Source organism: uncultured Dokdonia sp. (assembly GCF_947492815.1).
GTDB lineage: Bacteria > Bacteroidota > Bacteroidia > Flavobacteriales > Flavobacteriaceae > Dokdonia.
Genome location: NZ_CANLOB010000005.1, coordinates 140067 through 165786, shown reverse-complemented (window position 1 = coordinate 165786; position 25720 = coordinate 140067). Strand labels below are relative to the sequence as shown.

Below are 25720 nucleotides of genomic sequence, written 5' to 3'. Positions count from 1 at the left end.
GTTTTTTAGTTATCTGCTAGTTCAAACCCTTCAGCTTCTTCATTGGTCGTTCCTTCCTTATCTTCAGCTCCGTGAGTTAAACGTTTTAAAGGTTTAAGAATAGCAATTACTCCAAGACCAAATAACACTGTAAATATTGTGATACCAGTAAATATGGTATACTCTCCATATTCTGAAGCATTTTCACCTAATATACCTGCAACCTTGTTACCTAATCCTGTAGAAGCAAAATAGAGTCCCATCATTAACGACGCGTATCTTACTGGCGCCAATTTTGTAACAAATGAAAGAGAGACTGGTGATGAAGATAATTCACCTATTGTATGAAAGAAGTATGCAAGCACCAACCAATACATTGCAGACGATCCATTTGCATTATAATCTCTAGCTGCAAACACCATGAATACAAAGCCTAATCCCATAATTATAGTTCCTGTTGCCATTTTAAAGAGAGAAGATGCTTCTTTATTTTTAAGCTTACGTTTCGCCCAATAATTAGCTACTGTTACTGCAAAAAGAATTATAAAACCAGCATTCAGGCTTTGAAACCAAATTGTGGGCACCTGCCAACCAAATAGCATTCTATTCGTTTTATTTTCTGCATATAAATTCATTAATCCTCCAGCCTGTTCAAATGCTCCCCAGAAAACAATCACTAAAAAGAAAGATAACAACACTACTAAAAATCTATCTTTTTCAATTTGATTTCTAAGGCTTTTAAAAATCATCATTAACATTCCAACTACAAAAGAAAGAAATACAAATAATGCAACATATCCCCAATGATCTACTCCTGTCATAACAAAACCTCCAAAATAGATAGAAAGTCCTAATAATATTAAGACAATAACTAGATGCTTTGTAGATTTTATAAGATCCCCAAATAACTTCCCTAAATCAACTTGATCTTTCTTTTCATTTTCTGGAGTCTTATTTCCTACATGAACTAAATACTTCTGCCCATATAAGTATACTATAAGTCCTAATAACATACCTATTCCTGCAAGGCCAAAACCTGCATGCCATCCCCATTTTGCAACAACTAATCCAACAATTGTCGTTGCTAATAATGATCCTGTATTAATCCCTATATAAAATATACTAAACCCTTTATCTCTTCGTATATCGTTCTTACCATATAAACCACCTACCATCGTTGAGATATTAGGCTTTAACATTCCTACTCCAAGAATTATTAATATCAAACCTACAAAAAATGCCCATTCTTGCTCTATAGCAAGAGTTGCATGTCCTAAAGTCAAAATAACAGCTCCTACTAAAACAGATTTTTTTTGTCCAATAAGTTTATCAGCTATTAACCCTCCCGGTATTGACATAATATACACCAACATTGTATACCAACCGTATAGTTTTAGTGCTTCTGCTTCAGTCCATCCTAAACCAGGATTAGCACCTGTAATTTCTGCAGCCATATATAAAGATAATAATCCTCTCATCCCATAATATGAGAACCGTTCCCACATCTCTGTAAAAAATAAAACATAAAGCCCTACTGGATGTCCAAATAGTTCTTTTTGGTGTGCTGCTTTTGTTGACATATATTTTCTATTAATTAATAATTAGGTTGTATAATAGTTAGTTGATTATAATTTTTCTTTGATAAAGTTGGTCATCATCGTATATAAGTGATAACGCGTATTACCTCCATAAATCCCATGATTTTTATCAGGGTAATTAAAGTACGTAAATTGCTTATCTGCTTGTACAAGCGCTTCTACCAGTCGTGTAGAGTTTTGCACATGCACATTATCATCTGCACTACCGTGTACTAATAAAAGATCTCCTTTTAATTTTCGTACATGGCTTAGTGGAGAGTTGCGATCATACCCGTCAGGATTTACCTGCGGTGTTTGCATATATCGCTCTGTATAAATAGTATCGTAAAAACGCCAAGAAGTTACTGGAGCAACCGCTATAGCCATCTTAAATGTATCGGCTCCTTGGAATAAACAATTTGAAGCCATAAACCCTCCATAACTCCAACCAAAAATCCCTATTCTATCTGCATCTATATACTCTCTTTTTCCTAATTTTTCTGCGGCAGCAATCTGATCGATCACTTCGTATTTTCCTAATTCTTTTTGAGTCACTTTTTTAAAATCTCTTCCTTTCAATCCTGTTCCTCTTGGGTCAATACATACAACAATATATCCCTCTTGCGCTAGCATTTGAAACCACATATCATTGGCACTATTCCACGAATTTTTTACAGATTGTGATCCGGGACCTGAATATTGATACATAAACATTGGATACTTCTTAGTTACATCAAAGTTTTTAGGCTTGATCATATATCCATTTAAATCTTCTCCATTGATAGGCAATGTAAAAAACTCTTTAGGGGATACTGTATACCCATTATATAATGTCTTTACAGCTTCATTATCTTTTAAGGTCTTAATTAATCGACCATCTTTTGCATCATGTAGTGCATAACGCCAAGGAGTTGTTGTATCACTAAACGTATTTATGAAATAGGTGAAGTCTGCGCTAAAATCGGCATTATTTGATCCTACTTCTACAGCTAATGCTGTTTTATTTTTACCATCTATACCAATAGCATATACGCCTCTATTAATAGAACCGTTTTCTGTACTTTGATAAAAGATTCGATTTGAAGCAGCATCATATCCGTAGTAATCTGTTACTTCCCATTTACCTGATGTTACCTGGTTTTTCAAAGAACCGTCTTTATTGTAATGATAAATATGATTCCAACCGTCTTTCTCACTCGTCCAAATAAAGCTATTATCGTCTAGAAAAGTTAAGTTATCAGTTATATCTACATAGGCTTTATCTCTATCTCTAAGGGGTTGTGAAACTTTATTTGTCTTTGCATTGTAAAACACGAGTGTTAAATCATTCTGATTTCTATTCAATGTTTGTATAGAAAGAACAGTAGCGTCTTTAGACCATTTAATTCTTGGGATATAATAAGGATCTATATTTCCAAAACTTATTTGTTTGGTCTGCACCACATTTGTTCCTGTAAGTGCTTCTCCTAAACTATAAATATGCAAACTAACTTTTGCATTTTCTTCTCCTGCTTTAGGGTACTTAAATACCGTTTGCGTTTGATACAATTTATCACCATACATATCCATAGAGAATTCAGGAACATTGGTTTCATCAAAACGGATGTAAGCGATACGTTTTCCATCTGCACTCCAATCGAATGCACGAACAAAACCAAATTCTTCTTCGTATACCCAGTCAGTAATTCCGTTTATGATACTATTTTTCTTTCCGTCAAATGTAAATTGATTTGTTTCGTTTCTATCTATATCAAAAACATATAGGTTATTATTTTTTCCATAGGCTATTTTAGTTCCATCTGGAGAAAATGTAGGTTCCTGAATAAGATCGTCAGATACTTTGGTAAGCTTTCGCGAAAGCAAATCATACACATAATACTCTCCTAGTTTAGATCTTCTAAAAATAGATTTAATCTGTGTAGAGAGTAATACTTTTTGTTCATCAGGACTAAATTCATATCCTATAAAGTCATCAAGACCTTCTATTTCTGCTGTGCTTACCGCTGTACGTACTTTCTCACCACTTTCGTAATTGTATACATCAACAGATGCTACACGTGTAGCGTTGTCAAAATTTTGAACTGCATATTCTTTTCCGTTTTCTAAAGAATGTAATGCTTGTAAACGCTCAGTTATAAAGGTATTATTTCTCCATATATCTTCAATGGTAATAGACTTGTCTTGAGCTGTAATGATGGGGGTTGCCAAAAGAAAACAGGCAATCATAAAAGTAGTGATTCGCATAAAAATCGTAAGATTTTAATAAAGGTTTTCCAATTTTACTAAAAAAAGACCAGAAAACCTGCTATTTGGTGTTAAATACTATCAAAATGTTAAGAAATAGCAATCATCAAAAATAATACCTAAAAGTTCTTTATCAACTTTCTACCTATCTTTGTAGTGACTACAAACCATATAGAATGACCCAAAAAATATCAGGTTTTTCAAAACTCTCTAAAATAGAAAAGATTAATTGGTTAACACAAACTTATTTTTCTAACAAAGAGACCGCAAGCCAATTACTTAGAACATACTGGAATTCAGACCAAAAGCTACAACAGTTACATGATGAATTCATAGAAAATACAGTAACCAACTATTACTTACCATTAGGTGTTGCGCCTAATTTTTTAATAAACGGTACATATTACACCATCCCGATGGCCATTGAAGAAAGTTCTGTGGTAGCTGCCGCAAGTAAAGCAGCTAAGTTCTGGGAAGAGCGTGGAGGGTTTAAAACTACTGTTCTAGGTACTACTAAGGTTGGTCAGGTACATTTTATGTACACTGGCAATATAGATCATTTACAAGCTTTTTTTAACGAAATACACCCTACACTTCTTGAAGAAGCCAAGCCTATTACGGCAAATATGAAAAAAAGAGGAGGCGGTATAAAAACTATTGAATTAGTAGATAAAACAGCTGCTTTAGCTAATTACTATCAATTACACTGCACTTTTGAAACCTTAGATGCTATGGGCGCTAATTTTATTAATAGCTGCTTAGAGCAATTTGCACAAACATTTAAAAATGGGTTTGATGCTGATATACGCTTTCGCGAAAGCGAACTCAGCATTATTATGAGCATTTTATCAAACTATGTACCTGATTGTATCGTAAGAGCCGAAGTAAGCTGTCCTGTAGAGGCTCTTACAGAAAAGGGAATTGAAGGAGACGAATTTGCGGCTAAATTTGCGCAAGCTATCGCTATTGCAGAAATAGAACCTTATCGTGCTGTAACGCATAATAAAGGTATTATGAATGGTATAGATGCCGTTGTTTTAGCGACAGGTAATGATTTTAGAGCTATTGAAGCAGGAATACATGCCTATGCTTCTAAAGATGGAGTATATAAAAGTCTTACTCATGTAAGTATAGAAGATGGTATGTTTCGATTTTGGATTGATATTCCATTAGCATTAGGTACCGTGGGTGGGCTTACAAAACTGCATCCACTTGTAAAATGGTGTTTTGAATTATTACAACAACCTAATGCCAAAGAGTTAATGCAGATCATTGCAGTAGCGGGACTTGCTCAAAATTTTGCTGCTGTAAAATCACTTACCACTACAGGAATACAACAAGGGCATATGAAAATGCACCTAATGAATATCCTAAATCAGTTTGAAGCTTCTCCTTCTGAAAAAGAACAAGCAATTACTCATTTTAAAACACACCCTGTCACACATAGCGCAGTGGTACGTTTTATAGAAAAAATAAAATCGTAAATGCCCTCTTTTTATAGTCACGGAAAATTACTTATTACTGCTGAGTATCTTATTTTAGATAACGCCATGGCGCTTGCTATTCCTACAAAAAAGGGACAATCACTTTCTATCACGAAAACAGATACTACAACATTAGTATGGGAAAGTGTTTTACACGACACCTCTTTATGGTTTAAGACAGAAATTAACCTGCCTATAAAGAATACAATACATTCTAATGATCCTATTACACAGAAACTATATGAAATTCTTATCGCAGCACAAGAATTAAACTCTAATTTTTTACAAACTACAGAAGGATATAAGGCTGTAAGCACTTTAGAATTTCCAAGAAATTGGGGATTAGGCTCTTCTTCTACCCTGATTACTAATATTGCACAATGGGCACAAGTGAATCCATACGAACTACTTAAAAAAACATTTGGCGGAAGTGGTTATGATATTGCTTGTGCTACTACAAACACCCCTATAACATACATACGAAATAAAGTTACCCCAAGTATAAATCCTGTTACATTTGACCCTAGTTTTAAAGATCAATTGTTTTTTGTTCACTTAAACAGGAAACAAAATAGCAGAGATAGCATCTCTCATTACAGAAACCTTTCTACAGCAGAAAGAGAAGCACAAGTCAGGGCATTTACGACATTTACAGAAGCTATTATCGCATCACAAAATATGCTATCTGAATTTGAAGCACTCATCAAAGATCATGAACTAACACTTTCAAAAATAGTCCAAACCCCCACTATAAAAACCCAGCTATTTCCGGACTACCCTAAAGCTATTAAAAGCTTAGGAGGTTGGGGAGGAGACTTTATACTTGTGGTTGGCACCTCTCAAGAAATGAATTATTTTAAAGAAAAAGGATATACTACTATCATTCCATTTTCAGAGATGGTTCTTTAATGCTCATTTAATTTCAAAACATCGCATAACGTTTGTTGTTTCAAAACATACATGACATAAAAAAGGATCGCAAATGCGATCCTTTTTTTATACTACAATGGCATACTATTAATAGAATACACCTCTATAATCTTCGATATCTGCTGCTTCTTTTAATGCTGCAACTACCTTTGTAGTCACGCCATTTCTTGCTTTTTGAGTTTGCTGTGCAGCATATGTACCATAGTTTTCTAATACTGGTGCTTCTGTCTTTTTTGTTACTTTAATAACATAGACACCTCTTTCTCCTTCGATAGGTTCTGAAACATCACCTTCTTTAAGTCCAAAAGCGACACCTACTACTTTAGGCTCATCTCCTGCTCCTGCAATATTAGGACTATTCATATTGAGTGCTCCTGAAGTTTTTACTGTTTGACCTTGACTTTGTGCGATAGCATCTAACGTTGTTCCAGTAATCTTTCCTTTAATTTGTTCAGCTTTCTTTTGCTTACGTATAATAGGTAATACACTTGCTGATACATCTTCAGCACGTTTTACTCCTTTTTCTACCTTACGTGTAATTTGAGCTACGATATACCCATCATTTACTTGGAAACGTTTAACATCTCCATTTTCTGCATCTTCTTCAAAAGCCCACTGTACAATTGAACGTTGCGATCCTTGTCCTGGAAGATTCTCATCCATTCTTCCTATATTATTTACAGGACGAACTGTGTAATTACCTTCTTTGGCAACTGCTTCAAAATCTCCATCTCCAACAGCTACTTCAAATTTTTGTGTTTCGGTATAGACATCAGATATTGTTTGATCTGAAGGAACAATTTCTTTAGCTATACTAGCAATTTTAAGCGCTTTTTGAAAATTCTTTTGCTCTGTAACCTCTATAATATGGTATCCAAAATCTGTTTTTACAACATCCATAGATCCTTTTGGATTATCTACGATATAATCTCTAAATTCTACTGCAAATAAATTAGGGTTTTGAAAACCTAAATCACCACCTGTGCTTTTATTTGATGAATCAGATGAATACTCAGCTGCCAATGCATCGAAAGAGCTTTTATCTCGTTTTATTACGCTAAGGATACTATCTGCAAGTTTCTTTGCTTCTTCTTCAGTACGAGTTTCTGCAGAACGTAATGCACCTTGGTACGATAATAAGATATGACGTGACTGTACCGAATCAGGCATTTGGCGTGTCTCTACAATACGATCTAATCTCATATAACGACCATCCTTATAAGGACCATAAATTGCTCCTTCTTCTAGTGTAGAAAGTGTATCTCTTACAACACCTGCAAGATCTTTTTTAAATCTAAAACGATCTGCATATGGTAAGTCAGAATTTTCAGAAAGAAATTCAGTTAAATTTTCAGCAACTCTAAATCCAGGAAGTGTGTCGTTAATTTGTGTTGACCTATTATAGGTCACTAATTCATCATTAAGATATGTTTTCATAGATTCCTTAAGAGCATTTTCATCTTCTAAGGTTGCTTTTTCTTCAAATTTCACAAAACGAATGTTACGTGTAGCATCTGTTTGATATTCGTCTTTGTGCTCATTGATATAATTCTTAATCTCAGCTTCAGTTACTGTAATATCTTCATCTGAAATACTAGCGTAAGGAATTTGAACAAACTGAATATCTACAGCATTTCCATCTAATCTGTATGCAACTTCACCATCTTTTAGAGTAGCCCCTAATCCTGCTTTTACTAGATTATAATATATATTTTGCTTTTCTGTATCTTCAAGAGATTTTTCAAAAACAACCCATTGTCTATAACCATCTGAATTTTGACTACTTTTTTGCAAAGCAATATATTCTTGCATTTTAGCTTCACTAAAGAAACCATCTGCATCTTGAAATGTTGGATTGTTCTGTAATGAATTTTTAAGAAGCTCTGCTAGGCGGTCTTTTCCAATACGAATATCTAATTCTTCATACTGCTCCTCCAAAACCATGCGGTTTACTTCTTGATCCCATACAGAGTTAACAGCTCTTGTCGTTGTACCTGAAGGGCCTAAACGACGTACTTGTTGCTCCACTTTTAGATCGAAATCTTTTCTATCTACATCCTCTCCATTAATTGTCGCTATACGATTCTGTTTTGAGGAATCTGATCCTGCATTTTTAAACAAATCAGCAAGCACAAAAGAAAAAAGTGCCAATGCAATGATTAGAATTAAAAATAGTGATCGTTGTCTTATCTTATTTAAAATTGCCATCTGTCAATAGTTTATTCTACAATAGTGGGCGAAAATACCATTTTCTTATAAAATAAAAAACAAAAAAGTGATAGGATTTAACCTTCTTGAGGTCGTATCTCAATAAGCTCGATTTTTGTACTAGAAGTCTCTAGTATATGAAGATGTAAATCATCTATAATAATTGTCTCTCCTTCTTCTGGAATCTCTTCTGTATGACTAACAACAAGACCTCCTAAAGTTTCATAATTTTCACTCTCTGGAAGGTTTAATCTATAGGTTTCATTTAGATAATCTACTTCTAAGCGAGCTGACAGGTGATAATAACCATCATTTGTAATTTCTTCTTTCAAATCTATAGAATCATGCTCGTCTTGAATCTCTCCAAAGAGTTCTTCTATAATATCTTCTACAGTCATCATACCACTAGTACCTCCATACTCATCTATTACGACAGCAATACTCTTTCTCTTTTTTGTAAGTACATTAAGTACGTCTTTTGCAAGCATTGTTTCTGGAACATATACAACTGGCATCAAAACACTACTGATCGTTTTGGGCTTTTTAAACAAAGCAAATGAGTGTACATACCCTACAATATCATCTATAGTGTCTTTATATACTAGTATTTTAGAAAGTCCAGATTCTATAAAAAGAGAAGTTAGTGCCGAAGGACTCGTATTTTCTTCTAAAGCAATTATCTCTGTACGTGGAATCATTACCTCGCGAGATTTTACTTCAGAAAATTCTAATGCATTTTGAAAAATTTGGATTTCAGTATCTATTTCTTCATGCTCAGATACCGATTCCATTTGTTCTGATATATAATTTCCAAGTTCTACTTTAGAAAAAGCCAGTTGTACTTCATCTCCATCCGTTTTAAATAGATATTTAAGTACTCTATCAGAAATCCAAATTACAAAAGAGCTTAAAAAACTAAATAAAACATAAAAGAAATAAGCAGGTATAGCAAAAAACTTCAATAGCTTATTAGCATATATCTGAAAGAATACTTTTGGCAAAAATTCTGCTGTAAGAAGAATTACAATAGTTGAAATAATAGTCTGACTTAAGAGACTAAACTCCGAGACAAAGGTAGAGAGCCATTGAAAATTTTCGCCGAAAGGCACACTTTCAAGCCAATGCTGAAGCACATCCCCCATATAATACCCATATACAACCAGAGCAATATTATTACCCAATAACATGGTTGCTATAAATTTTGAAGGCTTTTTTGTAAGACGGGCTAGAATCTTAGAAAGGAAGTCATTTTGCTTTTTCTCTATCTCGATATGAATTTTATTTGCCGATATATAGGCAATCTCCATCCCTGAAAAAAAAGCAGAAAGAATGAGCGAAATACAAATAACCGCTAAACTACTCTCAAGTGACTCCATTCGTTAAGGATTACTTCCTTTTTTCAAATTTCTTCCTAAAATGTCTTCTAAAGAAGACCATTCCTAGACTAATTACAGTAAAAAACAAAAATAGATAAGCTTTATTTCTATCTTCATTCCATGTTGAAAAGGTTTCATAACCTGCTAATACAGCTACAATAGCATATATCCATTCTGTGAATTTTGCGTAACGCATCATTGTTCTTCGGTGGTTTCTTTTACGTATTGTTTACTTACGTTGTTTAAAGATACAAAATTTGTAAAGTCTTTGTTTGAATCAAATAAATCTCCGTCATTACGAGATCCATCAGCAGTGATAAGTGTATAGGGTTGATCTGTAAATATCCAATTATTAGACTGATCCCAATACAATTGTTGTGCATTTAATGTTACTGAATCACTTGTAAATAAAGTAACATCCTGTTGTAAATCTATAAGATTAGTATTCTTGTATCGTATAGCATATTTTGAAGTAATAATACTTTCCTCTCCATTTTCATCAATAAAAGTCACTTCTACTCCTTCTGGAAATTCTTCATAAGGAAAACCAGCATTACTAAAATCTTTCAGTAAAGGAGTTTTAAGATGTGCGGTCACTTTTCCAGAATCAGTATATTTTAGATTAATACCAGTTCCTTCTGCAATAGCTGCATCAGATTTGATTCTCATTTTACGAATCTCTTCTCCTTTACCCTTACAACTAAAACACAAAGTCACAGCAAAAGCTGTGACTAAGTATAATATATATGTTGTTGTTCTTTTAATCATTATAGATTAGGAACTCTTACACTAGATCTAATCCAACATCCAATAGAAATTGTTTTGCCTCCCATGTTTTGGTTAAAGATCATTGACTTATCCGGTGCTTTCGCTCTGTAAGAAACCGCTGTTGCATTTGCTGTTTTTGCTAATGATGGGCTCACACGACCAGCACGCTCTGCTGTATTTGCAGCTAACCAGTATACTGCTCTTTTGTTAAATACAGAGTCTCCACAATTATTTGCACTTGAAGCATACATTGCAGCTATACGAAGGTAACATCTACCCATTGTAGGATCTTCCTGTAATGTTCTATTATAAAGACCTCTTGCTTTTCCATAGCTCCCTTTCTTTCTAGCAGTCTCAGCTAATCTAAACAAAGACTTAGCTTTTTCTTTTGGATCAGTTTCTAACTCCACTGCCTGAAGAAAATATTTTTCTGCCTCTGCTTCATCTCCTCTTTTTAGAGCAAGAATCCCTAAATACTGAGCAGACCTTGCAGATGGTTCTAATCTATGTAACTCCTCTACCATGGAAACAAATAAATCAGAATCGGTACAATCTTTACCTGCAAGACGTCCTGCTGATTTTTTCAACCATGCAACATCATTTTTATTTGCTTCAAAATCTTTTGTGTATAATGGAATTAAGTTTTCACAATTACCTAATTCTCCCATTGCTCCATCTGTACTACTTCCAAATGTAGCAAACGCTTTTAGGTTTGTTATATACCCTTTTTTTCTTCTTGCTTCTTTTGCAGTAAGTGCAGTTCCAGATTCTTCCTTATCTAAAAGTTTCTGTAGTTTACCATCAAGTTTTGTCGCTTCTTTATTTAATTTTTCCTGAGTTTCATCATAAAGATCAAAAACATTCTGAAGTGGCAATTCGTTTGCTTTAAATAAATCTACAGCTAGTTTAAATCTCGTATAAATACTTTTTGAACTTGAAATAGACGCTGCATCTTTTGCAAATGCTGCATTAAATGCATCATACTGAGATTTTTTCGTACCTATTTTATTATCAAAAAGAATCTGTGCTTGGTTTGAAGCATTCTTTCCAGCAGGAGTCTTTGCAGGAAAGTACTGCTCTCTTTGCTTTAAAAACGAAATAAGATCTTGTGCAACTGCAGTTTTTGCATCTCCAGTCGCTTTTTTAAGGTCGGCTTTTAATAAACGCTCTCCATATTGATATAATGCTAATGACCAATTAGGACAATCTTTTCTTAATTTTTCAAATGACGGTCTTGCAGCTTCATAGTTTTTAACTTTGGCAGCTTCTACAAAAATCGAACCTGTAGTAATACACTCCTCGCTTATTTGAGCATTTAAATTTGCAGTACCAGTCATCATCAATACGATCGCTGCAAAAAGTGTAGTTAATTTAGTTTTCATAATCTAGTTTTTGTACTATTAATTAAATTTACTTTGGATAAACCAAATATCATTGAGAGATAAACTAACTCCTGCGTTAAAGAAGTTTTCTTGAACCAATCCTGAATTTGTTGTTCCACGCTGTCCGAATTCAAAAGTAAAATTAATATTACTTAATCTTCGTCCTGCTGGTAATCCAACTCCAAAAGATATGCCAAACTCATTTATATCTTCATTATCTATGACAATACCACTCTCTTCATATCGAAATCCAGCCCTATAAGTAACTCTTTCAAAGTAACTTGAAACAGAATTATATTTAGGAATATAAAACCCTCCTAATCTAAATTGGGCAGCATCTTCAAAACGCGCATTATCAATCTCAAACCCTCTATTAGTAAATGTACTATTCTTTTGAGTGGTATATTCAGCTCCAAAAAACCATTTATTAGGTGCTCCTAATCCAGCTCCTAATGTTACAGAAGAAGGAAAATCAAAATCAGTATCTCCTACAGGAACTTCAACAATATCTAAATCTTGTAATAATCCTAAACTATTAAATAGAACAGAAGAAACTTGTCTTTCATTTTCAGATCTAACCTTTGTTGCAGGAACATACTTTACAGAACTACGAAGTTCTAACTTATCTGTCACCATAACATCATATTGAGCTCCTAATTCAAAAGTAAATCCTAAAATATCAGAACGATTACGTTCACGAGTCCCTAATTCGGCTCCATCTATAGTACGTAATGTTTCATTTTGAATATTACCAAAGTTATAATTGGCGCTCGCACCTAGATAAAGTCCTTTTGTTAATTCATATCCTGCAGACAAAAATACACGATTTACGCCACCTCGTCCCGAAAATGTATTTATAGTTTCTTCATCGCTATCACTAAGATCATACCCTACAGATGTATAAGGAACTAATCCAAAACTAACTCCAGCCTTTTTAGACACAGGAAAACTTAATGCCAAATAATCTATAGTACTTTTAGATGTATTACTTTCTGCAACACCATCTTTTAGTACTTCTTCAGTATGACTCCCTCCTACTGTAAATGTCACAAATCGCAAACGCCCTAATTGAGCAGGATTTAATAAATTAAGGTGTAAACTATCACTATAAATCCCCATACCACCCATGGCACGGTTTTCATAAGTCCCTCTAAATTGTTGTGTTCCTATACCAAAAAAGGAATAAGGAGATGCAGTTCCACCCTCCTGTCCAAAGGCATTTCCAGCCATCACAAGCATTACTGCAATAATTATTTTTTTAATCATTCGTTCGTCTTAATATATAATTTAAGCCCTCCATCAAAAAATTAGAGTGCGCAAAGATGCTATTTTTTAATCGTTTTGACAAGGTTTCTGTGTCTCCACCAGTTAAAATAACGGTATCAACCCCAAAATCACGTTTATATTGGTCTATTATTCCATCAATTTCTTTAACTACCCCTACCATAACTCCAGAATGAATAGCCATCTCTGTGCTATCTCCTACAATTTGCTCTGGCATATGTGTTTCTAGTAAAGGGAGGTTTGCCGTAAGATTATGTAATGAAGTATATCTCAATCGAATCCCTGGAGATATCGCTCCTCCTTTATAATGACCTTCGGCATTAATAAAATCATACGTTATACAAGTGCCTGCATCTATGATTAATCCATTTTTTCCTGGGTACGCTTTCGCGAAAGCGGCCACAAGCGCCATCCTATCCACCCCTAATGTTTCAGGTGTTCCATAATCATTTATAAAAGGAAGTGACGTAGTATGAGATAATAATAACGTAGGAAATCGAAGCTGAACGGAGCGAGCTTGTTCTTTTGACAAGCGTCCTACGGAAGATATGATTGCCTTCTTCACAGGATATGCTGCCACAAAACCACCCAAATTTTCTACAAATTGAGGTAATGCCATCACTTTTTTTGCGACCATGACATCATCATCAAAAATAGCAGTTTTTACTCTTGTGTTTCCTACATCTATAATAAGTTGCATACGGTATAAGTATGTCGCCAAAAATACAAATTGAAAAGTACTACCTTGTTAACAGAATTGTAAAAGACTGTAAGGTTTTGCAAATTAATAGGCTGTTAACATAAATTAGGGCTTATTAACATACTTTGTATTTTTCATGATTTTCAAAACCATTTTTTAGTAAGTTTGTAAACATAAGTAAATAATTCATGTAATAACTACCGGCGCAATTTTTTCATAAAAAAAGAGGGATCAAAGACATTTGTCTTCATAAAAACCAAAATCCCTTAAATTATGGAAAAAGTAATCCTAGCAATTGCATTTGCCCTTGCTGTTTTTGTAGGCGCAACTACAGACTCATCCCCAAATGACACAAGAACAAATGATAAAACAACATACGAAATCCCGCCAAACGGATAGAAAAAAACGTTTTATTATTGGAGGTGTGATTGCAATAATTCTTGCAACCACACCTCTTTTATTTTACCTCTACACCTACGCTCCTAATAATGCTAAAGTGTGGGAAACATCATTTTTCACTTTTGAAAGCAGAGGGTTTAATAATGTTCAAAGCTTCATACACGCATTATTTACTAAAATAACTTTTGTTATTATAACAACACTATGGTTTATCACTTCTAAGGACTGGTGGAAATGGGCCATTCTTGTCCCATTAATTATGTTTCTTTTTCAATTGATAGGTGTTGTTAATTATCAAATAAAATATGTGGATGATTTTTCTTTCTGGTACTCACTTCCTATTGTAATGCCAGTAATTGTATTTCTAATATGGATAAGTAGAGAACTAAATAAAACTATTGGTGACCTTGATCTTAAAGATGAGATAGAAGAAGAGTTAGAAAATTACAATAAAAAAATATAGCCATCCAGCATAAAAAAACCTTAAAAGCACTTGATAATCAACAATAGTAATAAAAACAAAAAACCCGATCAAATTGATCGGGTTTTTCTGTGGTACCTCCAGGAATCGAACCAGGGACACACGGATTTTCAGTCCGTTGCTCTACCAACTGAGCTAAGGTACCTCGCTAATGCGGGTGCAAATATATAACCTTATTTAAATATGAACAACAACTTTTTTAGAAAAATTACACTTCTTTTTATTTTTAATTTCTCAAACCCCTAAAATCAACCCATTAGCAGTAAAAAATGTTAAATAAAACCATTTATTTAAATTTACCGTAAGTAATTGGACAGAATTACGATTAATTATACTTTAGCCTACAGCAATCAAACATATTATGGCAGATCAATATTACGACCCAAAAGACCTTAGAAAGTTTGGCAAAATCACAGAATGGAGCGAAGAATTAGGAACAAAATTCTTTGATTATTACGGTAAAGTCTTTGAAGAAGGAGCGCTTACCGCTCGTGAAAAATCTCTTATTGCCCTAGCCGTAGCTCATACAGAACAATGTCCGTATTGTATAGACGCTTATTCTAAAGATGGTCTTCAAAAAGGAATTACCAAAGAAGAAATGATGGAAGCTGTACATGTAGGTGCCGCTATAAAAAGTGGTGCTACATTAGTACATGGCGTGATGATGATGAATAAAGTAAATAAATTAGACGGATAAATTATTAGCTTTCGCGAAAGCGTACAAAAAGACAAAGACACTCGCCTTAGCGGGCAACATATATGGGAGCAACAAAATCACTTAAAAAGAGCGAAAACGAATTGGCAGATGCAAACCGCCAGTTAGAAATACTCTCTAACGGTATTTTCCAAAATGGAGAATTACCCACATTTGCAAAAAAAATAAAAGAAACAAATCAGTTTCCTTTACGTCCTCGAAAACTAGAAATCTTACAAATTAATGTAGGATATATGTGTAATCAAGTGTGTGATCACTGTCACGTAGATGCAGGACCAGACCGAAAAGAAATTATGACTTGGGAAACCATGGAGCAATGTCTTGAGGTAATACGTAATACAGGTGCACATACATTAGACCTTACAGGAGGCGCGCCGGAAATGAATCCGCACTTTAGACGTTTTGTAGAAGAAGCAAGTAAAGCAGGAATTAAAGATTTTATCGTACGTAGTAATCTTACGATCATAAGAGCCAATAAAAAATATTACGATTTACCTGAGTTTTTCAAAAAACACAATGTACACGTCATTTCTTCTATGCCTCACTGGACTAAAGGAAAAACGGACAAACAACGTGGTGATGGTGTTTTTGATAAATCTATCAAAGCATTGCAAGAGCTAAATGCTGTAGGTTACGGAATGCCTGATAGCGATTTACGCTTAGATCTTGTATACAATCCATCAGGTGCATTTTTACCTGGTGATCAGGCAAGTATGGAGAAAGATTTCAAAAAAGCATTAATGGAAGATTTTAGCATTCAATTCCATAATCTTTTTGCCATTACCAATCTCCCTATCGCAAGATTCTTAGACTATTTGATTGCTTCAGAAAATTATGAAGATTATATGTATCAACTGGTAGAAGCATATAATCCTATGGCCGTTGCCAATGTGATGTGCACAAACACCATCTCTATAAGTTGGGATGGATGGTTATATGACTGTGACTTTAACCAGATGTTAGGCCTTAAAGTCAATTCAAAAGTGAAACATATCTCTGAGTATAACGAAGAAGTTCTAAATAATCGCGATATTGTAATCTCACAACATTGCTATGGATGCACTGCAGGTGCTGGTAGTAGTTGTCAAGGAACTGTAGCTTAAGTATAGTGAAAACAGAAAAAACTGCCATATTAATATTTGCACAATCTGCTCAAAAAGAGGCAGCAAACAAGCCGTTTAAAAATGCGGCGCAGTTATTTACGCAGTTAAATAATCACACTATTACTACCGTAAAAAAGAGCAATCTTCCTTACTATAGAGCTACAGAAGAAGAACAGGTAGGCATGACCTTTGGAGAGCGCTTAACAAACGCTATACAATCTATCTATGAAAAAGGATATGAAAATGTAATCACCATAGGAAATGATACTCCCAATCTTAAAGTACATCATATTGTAGATGCTGTTCAAAAATTAGAAACTCACAAACTGATTTTAGGACCTTCTAAAGATGGCGGTTTTTACCTCTTAGGATTACATAAATCACAGTTTGACCCAACGAAATTTTTACAATTACCTTGGCAGACAAATTTACTTTCTGAAAAATTACTCCATGTATATTCAGAAAACGAAAACGCTATTTTATTAAACACATTATCAGATATTGATACACTATTTGATATTGAAACTATTCTAGAAAAAGAACAGCAAATAGCAAATAGCATACTCGTACAAGTTCTACAATCTGTTACAACTACCACTACTGCTATTATAAAAGACACTCAATTTCTTATTGATTCTTTTGTGTCAAATAATATATTCAATAAAGGTTCTCCCTCCACTTGTCTTTTATAACGTATGTATTATAAATGCATACCTATCTATAAATAGATAGTACTTCACAGCGTTTAAATATGTTGTAAGTCATGTAGAATTCACGTAGATCACTTATGAAATTAACAGTTATTATTTTATTTTTTATATCAGTTCCCATACTGGCTCAAACACCTATGGATCAGATATTAAATACGTATAATGACCGTACTGTACCCTATATTTCTGTAGAAGATCTTCATAAAAACAAAAAAGCATACCTCATTTTGGACACACGTAAAAAGGAAGAGTTTTTGGTGAGTCATATTCCAAATGCTATTTGGAGTAGTGAGAAGTTGGATGCGTCCGCTTTCGCGAAAGCGTACCCAAAAAAATCACAACCCATTGTTGTGTATTGCTCCATAGGAGTGCGTTCTGAAAACTTTGGAGAAAGTCTTCAAAAATTAGGATACACCAATGTGTATAATTTATACGGAAGCATCTTCTCATGGAAAGACAAAGGATATACGCTTGTAAATAAGCAAAAAAAGCCTACAGATAGTGTACACGTATACAGCAAAGAATGGGGAAAATATTTACAAACTGGTATTAAAGTATATAAATAGTGAGCACAAAAAACACAGATAACGTCCTTCTTATATTTACTCGAAACCCAGAATTGGGTAAAGTAAAAACGCGACTCGCAAAAGGAGTGGGACAAGAAAATGCACTTACTATTTATAAAGAATTACTACAACACACACATGATGTTGTGATTAAAAATGACTGTGCAAAACGAGTTGGTTATTCTGTCAAAATAAGAGAGCATGATATGTGGGAGGCATCTCTTTTTGAAAAATTTCAACAAGAAGGAGCAGACTTAGGACAACGCATGGAACAGGCGTTTTCTAATGCGTTTTCAGACAATTATAAAAAAGTAATCATTGTAGGCAGTGATCTTTATGACTTACGAACGCATCACTTAGAGCAAGCTTTTGACGCACTAACAACAAATGATGTTGTTATTGGCCCAGCAAAAGACGGGGGATACTATTTATTAGGGATGAGAGTGCTCATTACTGATGTTTTTAAGAATAAAAAATGGGGCGGTGATACTGTGCTTGAAAACACATTGAAAGATCTTTCATCGTACACCGTATATAAACTAGAAGAACTAAACGACATAGACTTTGCAGAAGATTTAAAACCTTACCCAGAGTTTAGCAAATACATTAACTAATTAAACTACAATCATGAAAAAAATTACGATTATTCTTATTGCCTTTTTAGGTATTACAACAATTACACAAGCACAATGTTTTAGAGAGGGAACTCTTGCTGCAGTAGATGACCCTGTTGATTATCCTGTAGAAGGAACCGCTTTTTTAAGATTTGAAACAGATGGAACAAAACAAGTCATCTTTGCAGACGATTTTGCGACTGTACAAGGAATCGAATTACGTGTATTTCTAACCACTACAGAGCGTCTTAATCAAGGTGGAACAGAATTACAAGTAACGACAGAACCATTACAAGACGATAATGGAGGGCAAGATATGAATGACCCTATTACAGGAATGAAAACCTTTGACGTTCCTGATAGTGTAAATCTTAGTGATTTCTCTTACATCATCATACAGTGTGTACAAGCAGATGTATTATGGGGTCGTGCTACATTAGGAGATAATGAGGGAGCAGATTGTGCTGCACTTGCTATCGAAGAGAGCCCTTTTGACACTATGGATATCACGCCAAACCCTATGAAAGATCAATTTTCAATAACTGGATTGACCACACAAGATAATACCATTACTATTTATGATGTCGTGGGAAAACAAGTACACACACAACAAAATATTACAAACCAAACGATATATGTTCCTTCATTAAAAGCAGGGATTTACATCATGACAATCTCATCAGGAAATCAAAAAACAACAAGAAAACTGATCATTCAGTAAGTAATTATTATGATAAAAATCATTCAAGAGACTACAGAATACCTCCAAAACAAAGGATTTGACAATCCAGAAATTGGAATTATTCTAGGAACAGGATTAGGTCAATTACTAAACAGTATAGACATCATCAAAGAAGTAAGCTATAACCATATTCCAAATTTTCCAACAGCGACCGTTGAGTTTCATACTGGGAAATTAATTTATGGAACACTTGAAGGTAAAAAAGTGGTTGTCATGCAAGGTCGTTTTCATTTATATGAAGGATATTCCCTTACTGATGTAACATTTCCTGTACGTATCATGCATGCATTGGGTGTTAAAAAGCTATTAGTATCTAACGCCGCGGGAGCTGTAAACCTCAACTTTAAAAAAGGGGAACTCATGCTTATTGATGACCACATCAATTTACAAGGTGGATCACCACTTGCTTTTAAAGGTGTCGAAAAATTGGGAGAACGTTTTACAGATATGAGTGCTCCTTATGATGCTACGATGAATGCTTCTCTTGAAAAAATAGCTACTACAAACGGAATCAACCTACACAAAGGAGTATATGCATCTGTTGTAGGACCACAATTAGAAACAAGAGCAGAGTATAGATATCTCAAGATTATTGGAGCAGATGCTGTAGGCATGAGCACTGTTCCTGAAATTATTGTTGCTAATCATTTAAAGCTTCCTGTAAGTGCAGTATCAGTATTAACTGACGAGTGTGATCCAGATAATTTAGCCCCTGTAAATATTCCTGAAATTATAGCAATGGCAGGAAAAGCAGAACCCAACATGATCACTTTATTTACAGAATTAATAAAAAATATATAAAAAGAATTTAATACGACTAAGGAGTTCAATTGTACAAAACCCCTTACCAATTTATAATAAAACAGACAGAAATATGAGTTATTTAGATGCCACAGTAGATGTATATAAAGAAGCGGCCTTAACACCAGATGTAGGATTATGCTGTACCACAAATCCTATTTGGGAACTACCAGGATTAAAGATTCCTAAAATCATGCAAGAAATGAATTATGGATGTGGTAGTACCGTAAATGCAAGAGATCTCACCAATGAACCAAAGATGTTATATGTTGGTGTAGGTGGTGGTATGGAATTATTACAATTTGCATATTTCAACCGAAATAAAGGTGGCGTTGTAGGCGTAGATGTTGTTGATGAAATGCTAGAAGCATCACGTGTTAATTTTAAAGAAGCAGAAGAATTAAACCCTTGGTTTAAAAGCGAGTTTGTAGATCTTAAAAAAGGAGATGCACTTAATTTACCTGTAGCTGATAATACGATTGATGTAGCCGCTCAAAATTGTCTCTTTAACATCTTTAAAGCAGAAGATTTAAAGAAAGCTATAGAAGAGATGTACCGCGTTTTAAAACCGCATGGTCGTTTGGTGATGAGTGATCCTACCTGTGAGCAACCTATGAATGAAGAATTACGTAACGATGATAGATTACGTGCCCTTTGTTTAAGCGGTAGTCTTCCTATTGCTGAATATGTAAAAGCATTGACAGATGTAGGTTTTGGAACCATTGAAATCAGAGCTCGTAAGCCATATCGTATTTTGAATCCAGGTGCATATCCAACAGATGAGCTTATCTACATAGAATCTATAGAGATTGCAGCTATTAAAGATCCAATGCCAGAAGATGGTCCTTGTATTTTTACAGGAAAAGCTGCTATTTATTATGGTGATGAAGATTATTTTGATGATAAAAAAGGACACGTTCTTTTAAAAAATCAGCCACTAGCGGTTTGTGACAAAACAGCGCAAGACATTGCAAATTTAGGTCGTAATGATATCTTTATTAGTGAGTCTACCTATCATTATGATGGTGGTGGATGCTGCTAATAAGTATTTCAATTAAAATATAAAAAGGATAGCCATTGAGCTATCCTTTTTTGTTGGCATTCTTAAACTGAAACAAGAATTAGGAACTTATATTCTTGTTACAAAAACTACTGTTAACTTTTATCGGTTAATACTTTCAATTTTAGTTTTTTATATATTTTTGATTCATCACAAAAATGATTATTATGAAAAAAAGTCTTAAAGCTCTTAACCTAAATAAAGAAGTAATTTCAAAATTAAAACCTTCTGAAATGAAACATATACATGGGGCTTCTGCGAATAATTTTGGTTGTAGAATCTCAAAACAGTATGATTGCGAAATAACTATAGATTTCTTTGGCAGTTTTAACTGTTAAGCCTACTTATTATTACAGTATTTGTGTTTTATGTTATTGTTGAATAATCGCAACAATATTGCTACTATGACTTCAATTAAAATTATATCTTCAATTATTATTTAATTTTAAACCTTTGAGGACACCACCTACGTATGAGCGATTAAAAATTTTAAATATTATTTCTACCGAATAGCGGAACTGATAGGTACATCTATTTTTTACTGTAAATTGCAGATGAATCCAAGTGATATAATAAATCTTTTGTTACTTATTATTGGAATCATCCGAATTATTAAATTGTTAAACTTCCATAACCACTACCTACAATTTTTAGTTTTATTATATTGAGGTTACTACCATTTGTTACTAATGAATAAATTTGAAAGACGTTTAAAGGGATTACATAAGTTCAAACAGCGATTAAGAAATTATAATCTTAATAAATCAGAAGGTTATATTCTTAAAACAACTGGAAAACCTTGTAGCTGCTATATGTGTAGCCCTAAAGAAGGGAAATCTAAATATAATACCTCTAAAAATAAAGACCACCACTCTATAATTCATTAATTACTGTTTAATAAAATTGTCAAGGTAATTATAAAATATCTTCAGGAATAGATACTATCAAAATTATCTTCTTTCATTACACCTATACAAACTCTAAATGAATTTTGAATTAGTTTTGTAAACGGCTCAATAACTGCATCGCTTCCTTTCCTATTAAAAAGCTTAAAAAAAATAAATACCCCAATATGTAAAGTATGGCTTAAATTTTGGACTACTAGAATGAAAAACAAAATAAGTCCAAAAAGGAAGTATTGGTATAAAGCACATACCCCATAAAATCAAACAAATGAAATATTACCTAATAGCATTAGCACTTACAACAGGTATATTAACTGCCTGTGGCGGAAGTAAAAGAATAGCTACTACAGAACAACAAACAAAGCAAACAGTTACTATCAACGAGAATGCAGCTAAAGAAGAAGTAAAAACAGAAACCAAAACTGTTATAGAACGTGAAGCTCCTGAAGTAGAAAAAGACATGATGGAGGCTCCAAAAAAAGACACAAAGGAAGAAACGACTGTAGTTCTAAATACAGACATACAACCTAATGAAGAAAAAATGGCAGATGTTCCTGTGCCTACCATAAAACCACTGGAAGCTTTTGATCATACCAGCTATGGTGATTTAGTAGCAACCTATGTGTCTCCACAAGGAAATGTAGATTATGATGGATTTAAAAGAAATTGGAGTACGCTAAGAAACTATATAAAAGCCTTAGGAGAAAATATGCCTACAGATCAGTGGAGCAAGGAAGACAAACTTGCCTATTGGATGAACGCCTATAATGCTATGACGGTAGATCTTATTCTCCGTAATTATCCATTAGCAAGTATTAAAGATATCAAAGACCCATGGGGACAACGTTTCTGGAAATTAGGTGAAAAATATTATAATCTTAATGAAATTGAGCATAAAATTCTACGTAAAATGGGAGATGCTCGTATCCACTTTGGAATTAATTGTGCATCCTTTTCTTGCCCTCCATTGTTAAACGAAGCATTTACTGCTCAAAAAGTAGACAAACAATTAGACACATTAGCAAGACGTTTTGTAAATGATAAAAAACGTAATACTATTACAGCTAATAGCATTGAAATCTCAGAAATTTTCAATTGGTTTGCAAAAGATTTTAAAACTAACGGATCGGTTATAGACTTTTTAAATACGTATTCTGATACGCCTATTAATGCAAAGGCTAAAAAGAGATATAAAGATTATAATTGGTCACTTAATAAATAAACATATTTGGGAACTCCCAAAATTTCGATAGTAATACCTACGCTTAATGAAGCCGAGAATATTTCTCGGCTTTTGAAGCATCTAGACGCCTCTAAAAATCCAAACACACCTATTGAGATTGTTATTGTTGATGGCAAAAGTGAAGACAACACACCAGATATCATTCAACAATACATTTCTAAGCATAGCCTACACCATATTACTGTGATCACTTCCCCAAAGGGTCGTGCAAAGCAAATGAATGCAGGAGCTGCCGTTGCAAAGGGAACTGTCCTTTACTTTTTACACGCCGATAGTTTTCCTCCTAATGGATATGATCAATATATTTTAAATGAAGTCTCAAAGGGCAATCATGCCGGTTGCTTTAGAATGCGTTTTGATAGTAATCACTGGTGGTTACGCCTTGCTAGTTGGCTTACGCAGTTCTCATGGAGAGCCTGCCGAGGAGGAGATCAAAGTCAGTTTATCACAAAAAAGCTATTTGAAGAATTAGGCAGATATGATGAGCGCTTTATCATTTATGAAGACAACGATCTTATTAATAAGTTATATGCACGGAAGGAATTTGTAGTCATCAATAAAAAAATAACTACTTCCTCTAGACGCTATAAAAACAATGGTATCTGGAAATTACAATATCATTTTTGGGCGATTTATGTAAAAAAATGGTTCGGTGCATCTGCCGAAGAATTACACGAATACTATAAAAAGAAAATTGTTTCTTAACAACACTTCTTTATCTTAGAGGAGTGAAATCTATAGAGTACATACTCATTGTCTTATTATCTGTAGGCGCTTTTCAGGGAATTGTATATGGCATTATTTTATCTCAAAAAAGAGGCATGCATTTTTATGCCAATAGATTTCTAGCTGCCATTCTTTTCTTTTTCTCCTATCGATTATTAGTAGAAACAAGTAAGATATTTGGATATGGTCGCTATGATTTTTGGTATCAAGTGCTCTTAGAATATAATTGGATATACGGTACACTTCTATTCTTCTTTGTAAAGAGCTATGTCAACCCTGATTTTCGCTTAAAGCGAAAAGACTACATTCATTTTCTCCCAGTTCTTATTGAAATTATCTGGAGTTTCTTTATAAAATCGCAAAACTTTTATTGGGATGGAACCAGAGAAAGTCTCTCTTGGCTAGGTTATTACGGGTACATGGCTTGGATGCGCTACCCTACCATGTATGTTATTTCTAGCGCACTTCTTATCTATTACACAAGTACGTCCCAAAAAATACTTTCTCACCTTCCTGAACTTACCAATTATGAACGTATCACAAGAAAATTACAATGGATTAAACGTGTTGTAATCATTATCAAAATATTTGCTATTGCATATATCATAGGGATTCTTGTAGATTACTTTTTCTTCAATTTTGCTAGTAATTTATTTTATGGCCACCCTGTATTTATAGGCATGGCGATTATTACCTATTGGTTAGGTATAGAAGGATTTTCGAGACGTAAAGATGCAGCCGTAAAACCTATACAACAATTATCTACCAAGGAACAGAAGCAACTAGAAGAAATTGCTATTTCCATACAGCAACTAATGAAAGAAGAGTCATTATATAAAGACCCTGAATTAACACTGGGTACGCTTTCGCGAAAGCTACACCAGAAACCATACCTCGTGACCAAATCTTTAAATAATATTCTACAAAAAAAGTTTACTGATTACATCAACGAACTACGAATAGAAGAGGTAAAACGAATGCTAGAAGACCCTAAAAGCGAGAAATACACCTTACTTTCTATAGCCTATGATGCTGGTTTCAACTCAAAAGCATCTTTTAATAGAGCCGTAAAGAAAATTACCGGAAAACCTCCAACACACTTAAAAACAAATAAATAAAAGACTCAATTTTCAAATTGACACCTATAAAAAGTGTCATTTCCAGAATTGAGACGACCAACATCCTTTCATATAGCATCTTTGTGTCAACCAATAAAAACACAAAAGATGAAAACATATCTCACGCTCTGTTTTATACTCATAACGCTCACGGCATGTGGCCAAAGAGATTGGACAGGCCCCACTGGAAAAGAACCATTACCAGAAAAACTAAAAGATATTCGACAAGCAATAACTGTTGCTAATTTCCCTAAAGAAAATGATCCTATACAAATAAAAGATAGATATTACTGGAAGCACGCGACTTCCATTTTATGTAAAGAAAGTGCTATTACGATTATAGAATATGGTGCCTACTTATTTTATGACGGAAAATGGAATCTTCGAAAATCATACCCACTCAAGGAACTTGATAAAACCTTTGGCACTAAAAAACAACAATTACTACAAGGAGAACCCTATACCTGGACCAACAATTGGCGTACAGATACAAAACCATATGGAGGCTGGGCAATGTGGTACTTCATAGGTAAAACAGCAAATGGAGAAACTGTTTGCGGTTATGACACTATTCACACAACGAATCATCTTTTAAACAACTAATT

Annotated in this window: 26 protein-coding genes and 1 tRNA gene; 17 read left to right on the top strand and 10 right to left on the bottom strand. The window is 34.0% G+C overall.

Features of this window, described 5'->3' with window-relative positions:
- Positions 1-5: 5 nt before the first annotated feature.
- Both Q1A01_RS07540 and Q1A01_RS07535 read right to left on the bottom strand, forming a co-directional pair.
- Entirely contained in the window at positions 6-1559 is a 1554-nt protein-coding gene (locus Q1A01_RS07540) for a peptide MFS transporter (RefSeq protein ID WP_299678300.1), read from the bottom strand.
- A gap of 45 nt (positions 1560-1604) precedes the next feature.
- Positions 1605-3800: a S9 family peptidase gene (locus Q1A01_RS07535; RefSeq protein WP_299678297.1), complete on the bottom strand. Its 2196-nt coding sequence runs from the start codon at positions 3798-3800 to the stop codon at positions 1605-1607.
- A 176-nt stretch (positions 3801-3976) separates the two neighbouring features.
- On the opposite strand from Q1A01_RS07535, the gene Q1A01_RS07530 reads away from it, so the two are divergent.
- A complete protein-coding gene (locus Q1A01_RS07530) occupies positions 3977-5284 on the top strand; it encodes a hydroxymethylglutaryl-CoA reductase, degradative (RefSeq protein ID WP_299678294.1) in 1308 nt (435 codons plus the stop codon).
- Positions 5285-6193 carry a GYDIA family GHMP kinase gene (locus Q1A01_RS07525; protein ID WP_299678291.1) on the top strand — a complete coding sequence of 303 codons (909 nt, stop codon included), beginning with the start codon at positions 5285-5287 and terminating at the stop codon, positions 6191-6193.
- 108 nt (positions 6194-6301) lie between these two features.
- Here Q1A01_RS07525 and Q1A01_RS07520 read toward each other — a convergent pair whose 3' ends face one another.
- From Q1A01_RS07520 to Q1A01_RS07490, 7 genes are all read right to left on the bottom strand, one after another.
- Positions 6302-8422 carry a peptidylprolyl isomerase gene (locus Q1A01_RS07520; RefSeq protein WP_299678288.1) on the bottom strand — a complete coding sequence of 707 codons (2121 nt, stop codon included), beginning with the start codon at positions 8420-8422 and terminating at the stop codon, positions 6302-6304.
- A 77-nt stretch (positions 8423-8499) separates the two neighbouring features.
- Entirely contained in the window at positions 8500-9798 is a 1299-nt protein-coding gene (locus tag Q1A01_RS07515; protein WP_299678285.1) for a hemolysin family protein, read from the bottom strand.
- A 10-nt stretch (positions 9799-9808) separates the two neighbouring features.
- Positions 9809-9997, bottom strand: coding sequence for a hypothetical protein (locus Q1A01_RS07510; protein WP_299678282.1), 189 nt, complete (start codon positions 9995-9997; stop codon positions 9809-9811).
- Entirely contained in the window at positions 9994-10566 is a 573-nt protein-coding gene (gene lptC / locus Q1A01_RS07505; RefSeq protein ID WP_299678280.1) for an LPS export ABC transporter periplasmic protein LptC, read from the bottom strand. The genes Q1A01_RS07510 and lptC overlap by 4 nt, the downstream gene beginning before the upstream one ends.
- The gene (locus Q1A01_RS07500) at positions 10566-11948 is read right to left on the bottom strand and encodes a tetratricopeptide repeat protein (RefSeq protein ID WP_299678278.1); all 1383 of its coding nucleotides are present in this window, start codon (positions 11946-11948) and stop codon (positions 10566-10568) included. Before Q1A01_RS07500 ends, lptC begins: the two co-directional genes overlap by 1 nt.
- 18 nt (positions 11949-11966) lie before the next feature.
- Entirely contained in the window at positions 11967-13214 is a 1248-nt protein-coding gene (locus tag Q1A01_RS07495) for a hypothetical protein (RefSeq protein WP_299678276.1), read from the bottom strand.
- The gene (locus Q1A01_RS07490) at positions 13207-13932 is read right to left on the bottom strand and encodes a type III pantothenate kinase (protein ID WP_299678273.1); all 726 of its coding nucleotides are present in this window, start codon (positions 13930-13932) and stop codon (positions 13207-13209) included. The genes Q1A01_RS07495 and Q1A01_RS07490 overlap by 8 nt, the downstream gene beginning before the upstream one ends.
- Positions 13933-14205: 273 nt before the next feature.
- On the opposite strand from Q1A01_RS07490, the gene Q1A01_RS07485 reads away from it, so the two are divergent.
- A complete protein-coding gene (locus tag Q1A01_RS07485; RefSeq protein ID WP_299678270.1) occupies positions 14206-14331 on the top strand; it encodes a hypothetical protein in 126 nt (41 codons plus the stop codon).
- The gene (locus tag Q1A01_RS07480; protein WP_299678267.1) at positions 14294-14794 is read left to right on the top strand and encodes a hypothetical protein; all 501 of its coding nucleotides are present in this window, start codon (positions 14294-14296) and stop codon (positions 14792-14794) included. Before Q1A01_RS07485 ends, Q1A01_RS07480 begins: the two co-directional genes overlap by 38 nt.
- A 90-nt stretch (positions 14795-14884) precedes the next feature.
- On the opposite strand, the gene Q1A01_RS07475 is transcribed toward Q1A01_RS07480, so the two are convergent.
- A tRNA-Phe gene (locus Q1A01_RS07475) sits at positions 14885-14957 on the bottom strand.
- Between the two features lie 216 nt (positions 14958-15173).
- On the opposite strand from Q1A01_RS07475, the gene Q1A01_RS07470 reads away from it, so the two are divergent.
- The 13 genes from Q1A01_RS07470 to Q1A01_RS07410 all read left to right on the top strand — a co-directional run bounded on the left by Q1A01_RS07470 (position 15174) and on the right by Q1A01_RS07410 (position 25718).
- Positions 15174-15509, top strand: coding sequence for an arsenosugar biosynthesis-associated peroxidase-like protein (locus Q1A01_RS07470; protein WP_299678264.1), 336 nt, complete (start codon positions 15174-15176; stop codon positions 15507-15509).
- 62 nt (positions 15510-15571) lie between these two features.
- Positions 15572-16630, top strand: a complete 1059-nt coding sequence (gene arsS / locus Q1A01_RS07465) for an arsenosugar biosynthesis radical SAM (seleno)protein ArsS (protein ID WP_299678261.1) — start codon at positions 15572-15574, stop codon at positions 16628-16630.
- A gap of 5 nt (positions 16631-16635) precedes the next feature.
- Entirely contained in the window at positions 16636-17322 is a 687-nt protein-coding gene (locus tag Q1A01_RS07460; protein WP_299678258.1) for a DUF2064 domain-containing protein, read from the top strand.
- 95 nt (positions 17323-17417) lie between these two features.
- Complete coding sequence (locus Q1A01_RS07455; protein ID WP_299678255.1) at positions 17418-17906, top strand: rhodanese-like domain-containing protein; 489 nt, start codon at positions 17418-17420, stop codon at positions 17904-17906.
- Positions 17906-18520 carry a TIGR04282 family arsenosugar biosynthesis glycosyltransferase gene (locus Q1A01_RS07450; RefSeq protein WP_299678252.1) on the top strand — a complete coding sequence of 205 codons (615 nt, stop codon included), beginning with the start codon at positions 17906-17908 and terminating at the stop codon, positions 18518-18520. Before Q1A01_RS07455 ends, Q1A01_RS07450 begins: the two co-directional genes overlap by 1 nt.
- Before the next feature lie 13 nt (positions 18521-18533).
- Complete coding sequence (locus Q1A01_RS07445; protein ID WP_299678249.1) at positions 18534-19241, top strand: T9SS type A sorting domain-containing protein; 708 nt, start codon at positions 18534-18536, stop codon at positions 19239-19241.
- A gap of 9 nt (positions 19242-19250) precedes the next feature.
- Positions 19251-20063 (top strand): purine-nucleoside phosphorylase, encoded by an 813-nt coding sequence (locus tag Q1A01_RS07440; protein ID WP_299678247.1) that lies wholly within the window; start codon positions 19251-19253, stop codon positions 20061-20063.
- Between the two features lie 73 nt (positions 20064-20136).
- Positions 20137-21105: an arsenosugar biosynthesis arsenite methyltransferase ArsM gene (gene arsM, locus Q1A01_RS07435; RefSeq protein WP_299678244.1), complete on the top strand. Its 969-nt coding sequence runs from the start codon at positions 20137-20139 to the stop codon at positions 21103-21105.
- A 185-nt stretch (positions 21106-21290) separates the two neighbouring features.
- A complete protein-coding gene (locus Q1A01_RS07430; protein WP_299678241.1) occupies positions 21291-21461 on the top strand; it encodes a class I lanthipeptide in 171 nt (56 codons plus the stop codon).
- Positions 21462-22296: 835 nt separating this feature from the next.
- Complete coding sequence (locus Q1A01_RS07425; protein WP_299678238.1) at positions 22297-23250, top strand: DUF547 domain-containing protein; 954 nt, start codon at positions 22297-22299, stop codon at positions 23248-23250.
- Positions 23251-23256: 6 nt separating this feature from the next.
- Entirely contained in the window at positions 23257-23976 is a 720-nt protein-coding gene (locus Q1A01_RS07420) for a TIGR04283 family arsenosugar biosynthesis glycosyltransferase (protein ID WP_299678235.1), read from the top strand.
- Positions 23977-23999: 23 nt separating this feature from the next.
- Positions 24000-25115 (top strand): AraC family transcriptional regulator, encoded by a 1116-nt coding sequence (locus tag Q1A01_RS07415; RefSeq protein WP_299678233.1) that lies wholly within the window; start codon positions 24000-24002, stop codon positions 25113-25115.
- Between the two features lie 108 nt (positions 25116-25223).
- Positions 25224-25718 carry a hypothetical protein gene (locus Q1A01_RS07410; RefSeq protein ID WP_299678230.1) on the top strand — a complete coding sequence of 165 codons (495 nt, stop codon included), beginning with the start codon at positions 25224-25226 and terminating at the stop codon, positions 25716-25718.
- Positions 25719-25720 lie beyond the last annotated feature (2 nt).